General features: G+C 53.6%; 13 protein-coding genes. 12 read left to right on the top strand and 1 reads right to left on the bottom strand.

The genetic code is table 11. The features are described from left to right. Window positions 1-78 precede the first annotated feature (78 nt). The 10 genes from RAL91_RS08055 (at window position 79) to RAL91_RS08010 (ending at window position 9,953) form a co-directional block, all read left to right on the top strand. Window positions 79-540, top strand: a complete 462-nt coding sequence (locus tag RAL91_RS08055) for an Lrp/AsnC family transcriptional regulator (protein WP_306261239.1) — start codon at window positions 79-81, stop codon at window positions 538-540. An 87-nt stretch (window positions 541-627) separates the two neighbouring features. After that, window positions 628-1,524: a LysR substrate-binding domain-containing protein gene (locus RAL91_RS08050; protein ID WP_306261237.1), complete on the top strand. Its 897-nt coding sequence runs from the start codon at window positions 628-630 to the stop codon at window positions 1,522-1,524. A 131-nt stretch (window positions 1,525-1,655) separates the two neighbouring features. Then, the gene (locus RAL91_RS08045) at window positions 1,656-2,645 is read left to right on the top strand and encodes a TRAP transporter substrate-binding protein (RefSeq protein WP_306261234.1); all 990 of its coding nucleotides are present in this window, start codon (window positions 1,656-1,658) and stop codon (window positions 2,643-2,645) included. An 80-nt stretch (window positions 2,646-2,725) separates the two neighbouring features. After that, window positions 2,726-3,184, top strand: a complete 459-nt coding sequence (locus tag RAL91_RS08040; RefSeq protein WP_306261232.1) for a TRAP transporter small permease — start codon at window positions 2,726-2,728, stop codon at window positions 3,182-3,184. After that, window positions 3,181-4,476 carry a TRAP transporter large permease gene (locus RAL91_RS08035; RefSeq protein WP_306261230.1) on the top strand — a complete coding sequence of 432 codons (1,296 nt, stop codon included), beginning with the start codon at window positions 3,181-3,183 and terminating at the stop codon, window positions 4,474-4,476. Before RAL91_RS08040 ends, RAL91_RS08035 begins: the two co-directional genes overlap by 4 nt. A gap of 21 nt (window positions 4,477-4,497) precedes the next feature. Next, window positions 4,498-5,436, top strand: a complete 939-nt coding sequence (locus RAL91_RS08030; RefSeq protein WP_306261228.1) for a dihydrodipicolinate synthase family protein — start codon at window positions 4,498-4,500, stop codon at window positions 5,434-5,436. Continuing rightward, window positions 5,436-6,209, top strand: coding sequence for an SDR family NAD(P)-dependent oxidoreductase (locus RAL91_RS08025; RefSeq protein ID WP_306261226.1), 774 nt, complete (start codon window positions 5,436-5,438; stop codon window positions 6,207-6,209). Before RAL91_RS08030 ends, RAL91_RS08025 begins: the two co-directional genes overlap by 1 nt. A 12-nt stretch (window positions 6,210-6,221) precedes the next feature. Further along, entirely contained in the window at window positions 6,222-6,428 is a 207-nt protein-coding gene (locus tag RAL91_RS08020; protein ID WP_306261224.1) for a 4-oxalocrotonate tautomerase family protein, read from the top strand. Between the two features lie 37 nt (window positions 6,429-6,465). After that, a complete protein-coding gene (locus tag RAL91_RS08015; RefSeq protein ID WP_306261223.1) occupies window positions 6,466-8,712 on the top strand; it encodes a molybdopterin-dependent oxidoreductase in 2,247 nt (748 codons plus the stop codon). Continuing rightward, a complete protein-coding gene (locus RAL91_RS08010) occupies window positions 8,709-9,953 on the top strand; it encodes a D-amino acid dehydrogenase (protein ID WP_306261222.1) in 1,245 nt (414 codons plus the stop codon). Before RAL91_RS08015 ends, RAL91_RS08010 begins: the two co-directional genes overlap by 4 nt. Window positions 9,954-10,115: 162 nt before the next feature. Here RAL91_RS08010 and RAL91_RS08005 read toward each other — a convergent pair whose 3' ends face one another. Beyond that, complete coding sequence (locus RAL91_RS08005; RefSeq protein WP_306261220.1) at window positions 10,116-10,694, bottom strand: Crp/Fnr family transcriptional regulator; 579 nt, start codon at window positions 10,692-10,694, stop codon at window positions 10,116-10,118. 78 nt (window positions 10,695-10,772) lie between these two features. On the opposite strand from RAL91_RS08005, the gene RAL91_RS08000 reads away from it, so the two are divergent. Next, a complete protein-coding gene (locus RAL91_RS08000; RefSeq protein WP_306261218.1) occupies window positions 10,773-11,321 on the top strand; it encodes a hypothetical protein in 549 nt (182 codons plus the stop codon). Between the two features lie 158 nt (window positions 11,322-11,479). Next, on the top strand, window positions 11,480-12,538 hold the full coding sequence (locus tag RAL91_RS07995; RefSeq protein ID WP_306261216.1) for a hypothetical protein: 1,059 nt from the start codon (window positions 11,480-11,482) through the stop codon (window positions 12,536-12,538). The last annotated feature ends 2 nt before the right edge of the window (window positions 12,539-12,540 follow it).

Here is a 12,540-nt window from a genome sequence, read left to right as displayed (position 1 = left end):
CAGTTTAATTCGCATTTCATGCTAGAATACCACCTATTTCCTCTTGATTCTTTTCAATATGTGGTCAAATGATCGTCCATGGCTTCAAATATAGATAATATTGATCGTTCAATTTTACGGGTTCTGCAACATGATGCTTCGCTGTCACAGCGTGATCTGGCGGAAAAAGTGGGACTGTCCCAGAATGCGTGCTGGCGAAGGCTGAAAGCCTTGCGTGACAGCGGATTGCTGAAGGGCGAGACCGTGCGGCTTGATTCTGAACAGCTTGGTTTGGGCTTGACGGTTTTCGTTCTGGTGCGCACGCGCCATCACTCCGCTGACTGGCTGAAGCAGTTTCGTGAGGTGGTTCTGGCAGTGCCCAATGTGATGGGCTTTTACCGGGTTGCCGGTGATTATGACTACATCATCAAAATCGTGGCTGAGGACATGAATGCCTTTGATCGCATTTATCAACGTCTGATCGGGCAAGTTGAGCTGGATGCGGTGACGTCGTATCTTGCCATGGAATCCATTGCAGATGGACGCGATCTGCCGGTTTGATATGCACGCCTGAAAACGACAGCGACTTTCGGTCAACTTTGTTCGATGTTATGTTTTACCCGAAATACATAACCTGAAAGCAAGTAAATGAGAGAACGCCAACTGGAAGTCTTTCGTGCGGTTATGAATTATGGCGGGATCAACCGCGCCTCTGAAATGCTCAATATTTCGCAACCTGCCGTCAGCCGGATGATTTCCGGGCTGGAGGCTGACACCGGGCTGACCCTGTTTGAACGCAGCGGGCGGACAGTCAAACCAACGCCCGAAGCCCGTCAGTTCAAACGCGAGGTCGACACTTATTTCATTGGTCTTGATCGTATTGCCGGCGCGGCTGAAGAAATACGGGAGCTGAGGCGCGGTCATGTGAGAATGACCGTCATGCCGGCTTTGTCACTGTCACTTGCCCCGTCCATCATGCGCCAGGCTGTGAAATTGCACCCAACGGTCAAGACAACTCTGGACGTTCACACTTCACCACGCATTGGTGAGTTAATCGGGTCGGGACAATTCGACCTTGGCCTTTGTCATTTGTCTGTCGACAGGCCGGAAATTGAGGTACTTGGCACATGGCATGTCGACTGCGTCTGTGTCATGGCATCCGATCACCCTTTGGCAAAACGCAAGGTTTTGCGCCCGGAGGATATGGATGGGGAAGCGCTGGTGTCGCTGTCGTATCAAACCGATACGGCACAATGGCTGGGTCAGGTTTTTCAGGCCGCGCGGGTTCGCCCCAAAATTCTGGCAGAGGCCCAGCCTTCTTATGTCGCCTGTCTGATGGCTGCTGAAGGGCTTGGCATCGCAATCATTGACTCGCTCACGGCAGAGTTTTTCCAGTCTGATCGCATATCGGTGGTACCATTCGGGCCAAGCATTCCCTTCGAGTTCAAGCTCATACGGCCCTCTGGTATTAAATCGTCGGCACTGGCCTCGCATTTCGCAGATATTGCCCTTGATGTTATGAGCAAGCTTCCATTGATAAAATAGATACATAACCTTTCGGCATCTAATGGCATATTTTTAGCATTTGACGGAATGTGTCTTTTTTTGAACCTTGGTAGTAGAATTCCGGGTGAAATACCCAAAACACATATGCCCCAACGAAAGAGGAACACATCATGCGCGGATTGAAATTCTTAAGTTCAGTCATTCTGGCGTCAGCTCTGGCTTCCACCAGTGCCTTGGCAGCGGAAATCAACATGCGGCTGCACACACTGGTGAAATCGCCGCATCCATATAATGACATGGCCGACTTCATGGCTGAAGAAGTTGCGAAGCGGTCTGACGGCGCCATTGCAATCAAGATTTTTGACGCTGGCCAACTGGGCAATGATGATGCCGTTATCGGTGAAATGGGTCTGGGCACAATTGATCTCATGATCAGTTCCACCAACAATGCGGCCAAGAAGGTTCCTGAGTTCCAGATTTTCTCAGTGCCTTATCTGTTTTCCGGTTTTGATGATCTGATGGCCAAAGTCGGTCCCGGTTCGAAATCCGAAGAGTTTTATCAGGGCGTCTATGCGGATCGCAGCCTTAATATGCGTCTGTTGGCCCTTGGTGGCTCCGGAACCCGGAACCTGTCCAATGCAAAAGGACCTGTAAACGCACTGGCTGATATCTCCGGCTTTAAAATGCGGACACCACCGTCGCCGATGATTTCCAAAACCTGGGAACAGCTTGGCACTCTGCCTGTGTCCGTCGCCTGGGGCGAGTTGTATGCGGCCGTTCAGACAGGGGTTGCGGATGCGCTGGAAAGCTCCATTCCCGGCTATTCCGGTGCAAAATTGTATGAAGTTGCGCCTTATCTTGCGCTGACAGCCCATTCCATTCAGGTCAACCATGTGTCCATCAGCGAACGGGCCTGGGGTAAACTGTCGGAAGATCAGCAGAAAATGATCATCGAGGTTGCACAGGAAGCTTCGGCCCTGGGAATTGAGAAAGCCAAGGAATATGAAGGTGCGCTCGTAGAAGAGCTGCAGGCAACACATAATGTCACGGTTACCCGTCCAGATATCTCCGAATTCCAGGACGCTCTGGCAGAATTGAAGGTCGAGTTGGTTGCCGAAATGGGCCTTGAAGCCCCAATGGCCGCGCTGACTGCACAATAAGTAATGACGCCAATCGGGCAATCGCCCGGTTGGCACCAACTTCATCCGTTCCAATGCATTGAAACAGCTGTCATTTTACCATGCTCAAAACTCTTGGCGACACTCTGGACAGAATATTTCAAATGGTGCTGGCATGCCTGTTTGCGGGCCTGATTGGCGTCGTCTTCATGCAGGTGGCTGCACGTAACATTCTTATGGTGCCAATGACCTGGACGCTGGATCTGGCGCAGCTTCTGTTTTCATGGTGCATATTTCTGGGCGCGGCATTCGCTTACCGACGTGGTGGGCACTATCTGGTCAATCTGTGGCCGAAAAACAGCCCGCTCAATATCATTCCAAAAATCGCGACCTATCTGGCCGCAGCGATTGTTGTGTATGTGCTTGTCCGGCATGGCATAATCATGAGCCTGATCGGCTTGAACCGGGTTGCCCTGTCGCTCAACATCTCAGAGTTCTGGTTTTATCTGCCAATTCCGATTTGTGGAGCCTTCATTGGCCTCTTCACGATTGAAGCCCTGCTTGATCGGAATTCCAAATGAACCCGCTTGTTCTGCTGCTTGGCGGGTTTTTCGTCCTCATTGCATTGCGGGTCAATATCGGGTTCTCGCTGATCCTGTCATCGGTCTTTGTCATCCTGTGGGAAGATTTGCCGCTGACTTCGGTGATCAACCAGATGTATTCCAACATCGACAGTTTCACGCTGCTTGCTGTGCCCTTCTTCATGTTTTTGGGGCGCATTTTGAACGCCGGTTCCATTACCGACCGGCTGCTCAAAGTTGCTGATGCATCAGTTGGCCATGTGCGTGGTGGTCTGGGGCATGTGAATGTGTTTGTGTCGATGGTGTTTGCCTCACTGTCCGGCTCCGCAGCGGCTGACACGGCCTCTGTCGGCTCCATATTGATCCCGGCCATGAAAAAGGCTGGCTACAGCCCCGCATTTTCAGTGGCACTGACGGCGGCCTCTTCCACGCTGGGGGTCATCATCCCGCCCTCCATCATTCTGATTGTCTACGGCGCGTTTGGAAATGTCTCGATCGGGGCCCTGTTCCTGGGGGGGATTGTACCGGGCATCACGATCGGGCTCTTCATGATGGGCTACACTTATGTGATGGCACTGCGCGAAGGATACCCGGCGAACCCGTTTCCGGGGCTGCTCGGCCTGGCAAAAGCGCTTTGGCGCGGCGCGGCAGCAATGCTGATCCCGGTGTTTGTTCTGGGTGGTGTGATTGCCGGAATATTCACCCCGACAGAAGCTGCCATCAGCGCGGTGATCTGGGCGCTTATTCTGACCTTTGTTATTTATCGTGATGTGCCATTGCGCGAGCTGCCTGGTCTTCTGTCCCATGCGACAATGGATTTTGCGGTTCCGCTGTTCACAGTGGCGGGCGCAGGCATATTCGGCTGGCTTATCGCCTTTCTCGGCGCTGCCGATATTGTCGTGAATTTCATCACGTCCCAGACCTCCGACCCGGTCGGAATCATGCTGTTGTTGATTGGCTTTCTGTTGCTGATCGGAACTGTGCTGAATCCCATTTCAGCGGTGCTGATTTTCCTGCCCATCATACAAGCGCTTGGAGATACAGCCGGTATGAACCCGGTTCACATGGGGGTCCTGACCACCATCGTCCTGTCAGTCGGTCTGATAACGCCGCCCTATGGGATTTGCCTTCTCATTGCAGCGCAGATTGGCGATGTGCCTCTGGGCAAAGCCATGCTGGCGGTCACGCCAATTGTCGGACTCACTGTTTTGGTCGCCATTGGTTCGATCTTCTTTCCAGATATCGTTCTGGCGCTGCCAAAACTGTCTTTTCCCGTTATTTTTGCCAACTAGAACAGCTCATGGAGCCTGAACATGACTCATATTAAACCCAAGGGAAGTTTCGTCGCATTGGTTACGCCGATGAACGCAGACGGCTCAATTGATATTGGCGGCTTCCAGTCCCTGCTGCAATTTCATGTCGAAAACGGCACCGAGGCTGTGCTGATCATGGGCTCCACGGGCGAGGTTTCGATGCTTTCGCCTGAGGAGAAGAAGCTTATCATCACCGAGACCGCCAAGATGGACAGCGGACACATCCTGAAATATTACGGCTGCTCGGGAAACAACACCCAGACGACCATCGACATGGTTGGCTTTGCCAAGGGTGAAGGAGGTGATGGGGCGATTATTGCCGCGCCATCTTATATCTGTGCGTCCAATGATGACATCACCGACTATGCAGAAGAAGTCTGTGATTCCGTCGATTTTCCGATTGGATTTTACAACAATCCGCCCCGCGTCAAAACGGATTTGCATTGGGACAATCTGCTGAAACTGGCCAAGCATCCCAATATGGTGGTGCTGAAGGAAAGCACCACACGCGTGGGACAGGTAGCTCAGATGTGTGCGGCGAAACCAGATCTGTCCATTATGTGCTGCTGCTCACCTAATCTGGGGCTGATTGTGCCGACCATGTCATTGGGTGGGCATGGCACAGCGAATATGACCGGCAATATCATTCCACGTGAGTTTGCGACTATTTCAAAACCCTGGGACACAGCTGAGGACGCTGCGAATTTCCAGCAGGCCTATCTGCATAATCTCGACATGCTGCATTATGCCTATTCGGCTGTAAATCCAGTTGCGATCAAAAGCCTGATGCAGGCCGTTGGCCTGCCTTCCGGTCCGTTGCGCAAGCCTTTGACTTCCTTTGAAGGCGCGCAATTGCAAAAGGGTCTGGACATTGTCAGCAAGCTCAACCTTGACCGGATTTATGGCTACAAGGTCAATGGCGCGGTGAAAGCGGCATAATGTCAAAAAGCAAACGCGTAACGCTTGTCACCGGTGCATCCAGCGGCATTGGAGCGGCCACCGCAAGGCGGATAGCAGGCCCGGGTGAGTGTCTGCTTCTGCATGCCAGAGGCGGGGTTGATGGCAAAAAGATACCTCTGTTTGAAGCCGTTGCCGATGAGGCGCGGGCCGCAGGTGCTGAAGTACAAATTTCAATCGGTGATCTGGGCAAGCCTGGAACAGCTGCAGCGTTGGTAGATGAGGCGGTGGAAAAATTCGGGCAGTTGGACCGGATTGTTTCCAATGCCGGATTTGCCCTCAACAAGGTGGTTGGTGAAATCACGCGGGATGATCTTGATCATTCCCTTACAATTATCACCGGCGCTTTCTTTGAATTGATTGATACTGCCCTGCCCCATCTGACAGCTTCAAAGTGTGGCCGCGTGGTTGCCGTGTCGTCTTTCGTGGTTGACCAGGTGCCGATCAAGCGCATGTTTCCGGCAACCGCAGCGGCAAAGGGCGCGATGGAAGCATTGGCAAAAACCTTTGCAGTTCAGGTGGCTGCAGAAGGCATCACCGTAAATTGCGTTGCCCCCGGCTTTACCGAGAAAGAAAGCGCCGGGCATTCCGCACTGTCTCAGAGTTCCTGGCAGGCGGCAGCCGAGCTTACCCCTAATCAACGTCTGGCAAAACCTGCCGATATTGCAGCCGCCATCGCATTTTTTCTCAGCGATGATGCTTCCCACATTACCGGGCAGGTTCTGCGCGTCGATGGCGGATTATCCCTGACTTAACGGAGAGATAGAATGCCGATTATTCGAGTTACAATGGCGGCGGGCCGCACGTCCCAGCAAAAGAAAGCGGCAGCGCTGGAAATCACGGATACGCTTGTGAAGCATTGCGGTGCCCATGCCGAGCATGTTTATGTGGTGTTTGATGATATTCCGCCGGATGACTGGACTGTTGGCGGCGAGACCATAACAGAACGCAAGGCAAACCGCGGCGAAACGTGATGAGCCCTCATCACGCCGAACATGATGGCGTGGAACCATGACAAACCCGATCAGCCTCTGCCACTGGGGTGCCTTTGAAGCGGAGGTTGCCAACGGCCGGCTGATTGCAGCCAAGCCCATGCAGGGCAGCGGCGCCGACCCGGACATGATCGGGGCGCTGCCGCAACTGGTGTATTCTGAAAAGCGCGTTGATCAACCCTATATCCGCGAAGGATGGTTGCGAGACCGTGCGCTGTCAGACGGCACAATGCGCGGCCATGACCGCATGGTGCCTGTGTCATGGGACGTGGCGCTGAAGCTGGTGTCAGAGGAACTTGACCGGGTTCGGACCGACCATGGACACAAGGCACTTTTTGCAGGCTCTTACGGCTGGTCCAGTGCCGGGCGATTTCACCACGCGCGCAGTCAAATCCGTCGGTTCTTCGGGGCCTTCGGCGGTTTTACCGATCAGACCGGGAATTATAGCTGGGGCGCGGCACAGATCATTTTGCAGCATGTGCTTGGAAGCCAGGATGCGGTTTCCAGTGCGGCCACAAGCTGGGACAGTATCTGCGGCAACACAGATGCTTTCATAGCGTTTGGGGGTTTGAACCCCAAGAACTGGCGCGTTACATCCGGCGGTGCCGGGTTTCATCACATGCCTGCCCACATTCAACGGGCAGCCGACCAGGGCACGAAATTCGTTGTCATAAGCCCGGTCGCCGACGATATTCCGCCCGAATTGGAGGCGGACTGGATTGCGCCACGACCGGGTTCAGATACAGCCATCATGCTTGGGCTCTGCCACGAAATGCTGCGCCGTGGCCGGGCAGATCGCACGTTTCTGGACAGGTTCTGTATCGGCAGCGAGACCCTGATCGCTCACTTGAACGGCGATCTTGACCAGCAGCCAAAAACACTCGACTGGGCCGCTAGTATTGCTGATGTGCCGGTTCAGTCTCTGACAGACCTTGCAGATATCATTGAAACAGGTCGGGTGATGCTGACGGCAAGCTGGTCGCTGCAGCGCGCGCATCATGGCGAACAGACCTATTGGGCGCTGATTGCCCTTGCAGCCATGCTGGGACAAATTGGATTGCCCGGCGGCGGGTTTACCTTTGGCTATGGATCGTTGAATGCGGTTGGACAAGGTGCCCGCAAAGGCCTTGTGCCCGCTTTGCCGACGCTCGGCAACAAGGCTGGCATGTCCATCCCTGTTGCCCGATTTGTTGACATGCTGGAACAGCCCGGCAAGAGCATTCCGTTCAATGGTCAACTCATCACCTATCCCGATACGAAACTGATCTATTGGGCTGGCGGCAATCCATTTCATCATGCTCAGGATCTGTTTCGGCTGGAGCGCCTGTGGACCCGGCCTGAAACGATTATCGTGCATGAGCAATTCTGGACCGCGACTGCAAACCGCGCTGATATTGTGTTGCCCGCGACGACCTCCCTGGAGCGCTCAGACATCGGTGGCACCTCACGGGATCCGAATGTGTTCTACATGCCAAAGCTGATTGATCCGGTGGGTCAGGCGCGCAATGATTTCGATATCTTTGCCGATCTGGCAGAATGGCTGGGTTTTGGGGAAGTATTTACCGAAGGACGTGATGAAACCGCATGGCTACGACATCTTTGGAGCGGGACGGAAACCAGGGCGACCGCCCAAGGGCTGACAGCGCCCAGTTTTGATGAACTCATCAAGACGGGTGTGTGGCAAGTGCCCCTGCCCGACAAACCGGAAATCTATCTTTCCGACTTTCGGCAAAACCCTATTGAAAACCCTTTACCGACAGACAGCGGGAAAATTGAACTGGCAAGCGCCCGGATTGGCTCATTCCACTATGAAGATGTGGCCGAACATCCGGCATGGGTTGCGCCAGCCGAATGGATTGGCGATGCGCCGCCCGATGCGCTGGCACTTCTCACCAGGCAGCCAGCAAAATTCCTTCACAGCCAGTTGGGCCAGACTGACCTTGCCGGGGATCAGCCACCAAAAATCTGCATCCATCCATCTGAGGCTGATCAACGTGGTTTCAGGGAAAAGGATCTGGTTCGGGTGTCTTCGCCGCGCGGTGCCTGTCTTGCCCGGATCGCGCGCACGGAACAATGTCGACGCGGCATTGCCGTCATGGAAACTGGCCCATGGTATGAGGGCAATAAGGCTGGCTTGGATCATGGCGGCAATCCCAATGCGGTGACGCTGGATATCGGAACTTCGCCCTTATCGCAAGCAACGGCCGCTCAAACATGTCTTGTGACGCTTGAGCGCTACTTGGAAGATCAGGAGCAGACCGGGTGAAAGTTCTAGTCTTGGGAGCCGGCGTTGTTGGTGTGACGAGTGCCTGGTATCTGCACAAAGCCGGACATGAAGTTGTGGTGCTGGAGGAAAATTCCGGACCCGCTCTGGGGGCCAGTTTTGGCAATGCGGGTGGCGTCTGCCCCAGTTTTGCCGGACCGTGGGCCGCGCCGGGCATGCCGCTGAAAGCGCTGAAATGGATGTTCCAATCATCAGCACCCCTGAAAATCAGACCAAAAGCTGATACTGCTCAGTGGGCCTGGTTGCTGCAATTTGTCTTGAATTGTCGCGTCGACAAATTTACCCGTAACAAACAGGTCATGCAGCGGATTGCCCATTACAGCCTGGCCTGTCTGCAATCGCTGCGGGCGGAGACGGGCATTGAATATGCCAACCAATCGGCAGGCGTGCTTCAGCTTTTCCAGACTGACGAGGAGTTCGAGTATGGAGCCCTTTGCGCTGATTTGCTGGATGCTGAGGGTATCCCCAACCGTCTTGTGGACTCTGCCGAAGCCAGCAAAATTGAACCGGCTCTGAAAAACTCTCGCGTTCCCTTCAAGGGTGGTTTGCATCTGCCAAAGGATGAAACCGGTGACTGCCATATGTTCTGCAGGGAACTCACAGCGTTGCTGCAGGCCCAAGGTGTCATCTTCCACTACAACACTGAGATTCAAAAGCTTGTTGCTGAGGACGGCCAAATCGATTGCGTGGCCACCAGCGCAGGCTCTTTTGAGGCGGATGCTTATGTGGTTGCTCTGGGCGCAAAAGTCGCTGGCCTGTTGCGGCCCTTAGGGCTTTCTCTGCCGGTTTATCCAGTCAAAGGATATTCCATAACAGGAACCATTCAGGATAGCGGTAACGCGCCCCTGTCATCGGTGATGGATGAACATTCCAAAATCATGTTTACCCGCCTTGGCGACCGGTTGCGTGTGGCTGGCGTTGCTGAAATTGCAGGGTTTGACGACACGCTGCGACCGTCTGCCTTCGAGAATGTTCTGCACCGCACCGAAGCGCTATTCCCCGGTGCAATAAAGCCGGCAGAGTGCAAGCGTTGGGCCGGTTTCCGACCCATGACACCGGACGGGCCACCCCGACTTGGCAAAACCCGCTACAACAATCTGTTCCTGAATGCAGGGCACGGTTCCAATGGCTGGACCCAGGCCTGTGGCACCTCAAAGGTGGTTGCTGATATCATTTCCGGACTAGAACCCGAGATCGATACAAGCGGCCTGTGTCAGGCGTAATGCGACACTGCATCAAGGTGCCTAGAACGAATATTCCGGCACCGGGCAGGGACAACAGCGCTGCACCGCTGTTGGGCTCTAAACTAAAAGTGGCCTGAAATTTGCTCCACCCGCGTCGCGGCTTCAAGTCAGATTACAGGTTCAATTCGGCAAACGAATTACTTACCTAATTCGGTTTCTAAGACGGCTCAGCGTGACCGGCGTCAACCCTAGAAACGATGCAATATAGGCATGGCCAAACAGGTTTTCGAGATTTGGATAGCGACCGCGAAACCAGTCTAGCCGATCTGCGCCGCCCAGCGCTGCAAGACACCATTCGCGCTCGGCTTTGAACCCAATTTCGTTTCGCAGGATCGCGTTAGCCCATTCGCGAACTTCCTCATTGGCGACCATAAGAGCCAGCAACTCTTTTGACGGCATTGACGCTATCAGCGCATCAGACACAATTTCGATATTTACCAGAGATGTCTGGGCGCGTTGGCGCGCAATATTCGGCGTTATGATTGAGGGTCCAAGGTGAAATGCCACACAGACATTGCGCCCCTCCGCATCGCTGATATGGCTGACCGCGCTCCCACTTAGTATCATGTATTCAAAGGCATCTTCATCCCCCTGACGCACCAGAAATCCGCCTTTCGAGATATGTCGAGGCATCCACCGCTCGGCGAGCATTGTCGCCTTGCCATTATCTACGGGAGTCTCAGTTAGCCCGGTTTTCGTCAGTAGCGAAGCAACGTTCATTTTTGCCTCTGTTATCAAATGATAATGCCGTGGGTTTCAGAGCGCACTAAAGCCTTGCTCAACATAGGAGAACGACACATGAACACAAGGAATGATATGAACCGTTTTCGCCAAAGGACTTATGTTTTCTTTGCAGTTGCAGCAGCGTTCTACGCCATCATGGTTCTGGTCACGCTGAAAGAACTTGAGAGTTTGTCTGGGGTAGCACCCTTCGACATGCGTCCAACCGGGTATAGCTACGAAGATGCCCAATTGCTGCTGCAGAGGCTTGGTGAAGCAGGTCGCCACTACTACCTCACAAACCAGATCCCGCTGGATATCGTGTTCCCTGCAGCCTTCGCGCTCTTCCTGACAAATGCCTTCCTCTGGTGCCGGTCGATTTTAACCGCCGGTCGATGGATCGGGATTGGCATTGGTCTTAGCTGGCTTGCCGCTGCGGCTGATTATCTTGAAAACACAGGAATCACCGCAATGCTTGTTCTATGGCCAAAGGTTTCTGGTAGTCTTGTCAGCGTCACGAGTGCAGCGTCCATCGTGAAAGCCGGCGCAACGACTTGCGCCATTATCATGATGTTGATCGTTGTGGCGCGGACTGTGTTCCATGCAAGGGTCACGAAACTACATTGAGCGTAAAGGCCGTTTGTGAGGCGTTCAGCATTCACCGGCTGCTTGGGCGTTCAGATATCAATCATGTTATGAAGGCACGCAATTAAAACCAAGAATCGAAAACACTGATAGATTCAACATTCGGAAATTCCGGTTTTGAACAACCAAAGGTGACTTGCATGAATATCCCGACAGAAGGCTGCGGCAGCGTTCCAAGACCTCAATATCTGATTGACGCCATGGGCGCATTGCAGGCAGGGACCATAACTGCCGATGAGTTTGAAGCAGTTCAAAACCAGGCACTGACAGAAACGATTGCAGAAATGGAAGCGACCGGATCTGCCATTATTACCGATGGTGAGCAATCAAAGCCCAGCTTTGCAACATACCCTTTGGCGGGCCTTTCCAATCTGGCTCCCGATGGCGTTGTTATTCCGTTTGAAGATGGCCATACGCGTCAATTGCCATGCCTGACTGCAGGTCCGTTTCGCTATGGAACCTACACTGGCGCTTATGTTGCAAAGGCAAAAACCCTGACACAGCGCCGCCTTAAACAAGCTGTGATTTCTCCCTCTGCCATGGCGCTTCTTTACCCGGAGGCTGGCATTGAGAGCTATGCGCGCGAGACCTTTATTGAAGATCTGATTGGCGAATGCGTCAAGGATATCCGGTCCGCTTTTGATGCCGGGGCCGAGATTGTGCAGATCGACTTCACTGAAGGGCGTCTTGCGTGCAAACTTGACCCAAGCAAAGGCCTGTTGCGCCAGTTCGTTGATCTCAACAATATGGTTCTGGGCCAGTTTTCAGACGATGAGCGCGCCAGAATTGGGGTTCACACCTGCCCCGGCGGCGATCATAATTCAACTCATTCCGCCGATGTTGACTACTCAGAACTGTTGCCGGATCTTTTCAAGATGAATGCCGGACGGTTCTATTTGCAAATGGCAAGTGAAGCTGACAAGCCACGGGTTCTCGACATCATTCAGCGTGAACGCCAGTCCCACCAGATTGCTTTTGTTGGTGTGATCGATCCCTGCAACACGACAGCAGAAACCGCAGAACAAGTGCGTGATGCAACTCTGGAAATTGCCGAACACCTCAAAGGTGAGCGGTTCGGCACCACTGATGATTGCGGATTTTCGCCCTTTGGTGATGATATTGCCATGGCGCGCGCCACAGCTTTTGCCAAAATCAAAGCCCGCGTTGAAGGAACCAGGCTGGCAGAGCAGGCGCTTTAATT

This window comes from Pararhizobium sp. IMCC21322, assembly GCF_030758295.1.
Classification (GTDB): Bacteria; Pseudomonadota; Alphaproteobacteria; order Rhizobiales.
The sequence above is the reverse complement of the archived record's forward strand: the minus strand, read 5'-3'. Positions and strand labels throughout refer to the sequence as shown.

What these genes read in the sequence shown, in the direction of transcription:
- RAL91_RS08045 (WP_306261234.1), top strand. Translation starts at nt 1,656, where the DNA reads ATGCGCGGATTGAAATTCTTAAGTTCAGTCATTCTGGCGTCAGCTCTG.
- RAL91_RS08055 (WP_306261239.1), top strand. Translation starts at nt 79, where the DNA reads ATGGCTTCAAATATAGATAATATTGATCGTTCAATTTTACGGGTTCTG.
- RAL91_RS08015 (WP_306261223.1), top strand. Translation starts at nt 6,466, where the DNA reads ATGACAAACCCGATCAGCCTCTGCCACTGGGGTGCCTTTGAAGCGGAG.
- RAL91_RS08030 (WP_306261228.1), top strand. Translation starts at nt 4,498, where the DNA reads ATGACTCATATTAAACCCAAGGGAAGTTTCGTCGCATTGGTTACGCCG.
- RAL91_RS08040 (WP_306261232.1), top strand. Translation starts at nt 2,726, where the DNA reads ATGCTCAAAACTCTTGGCGACACTCTGGACAGAATATTTCAAATGGTG.
- RAL91_RS07995 (WP_306261216.1), top strand. Translation starts at nt 11,480, where the DNA reads ATGAATATCCCGACAGAAGGCTGCGGCAGCGTTCCAAGACCTCAATAT.
- RAL91_RS08050 (WP_306261237.1), top strand. Translation starts at nt 628, where the DNA reads ATGAGAGAACGCCAACTGGAAGTCTTTCGTGCGGTTATGAATTATGGC.
- RAL91_RS08035 (WP_306261230.1), top strand. Translation starts at nt 3,181, where the DNA reads ATGAACCCGCTTGTTCTGCTGCTTGGCGGGTTTTTCGTCCTCATTGCA.
- RAL91_RS08025 (WP_306261226.1), top strand. Translation starts at nt 5,436, where the DNA reads ATGTCAAAAAGCAAACGCGTAACGCTTGTCACCGGTGCATCCAGCGGC.
- RAL91_RS08000 (WP_306261218.1), top strand. Translation starts at nt 10,773, where the DNA reads ATGAACACAAGGAATGATATGAACCGTTTTCGCCAAAGGACTTATGTT.
- RAL91_RS08020 (WP_306261224.1), top strand. Translation starts at nt 6,222, where the DNA reads ATGCCGATTATTCGAGTTACAATGGCGGCGGGCCGCACGTCCCAGCAA.
- RAL91_RS08005 (WP_306261220.1), bottom strand. Translation starts at nt 10,694, where the DNA reads ATGAACGTTGCTTCGCTACTGACGAAAACCGGGCTAACTGAGACTCCC.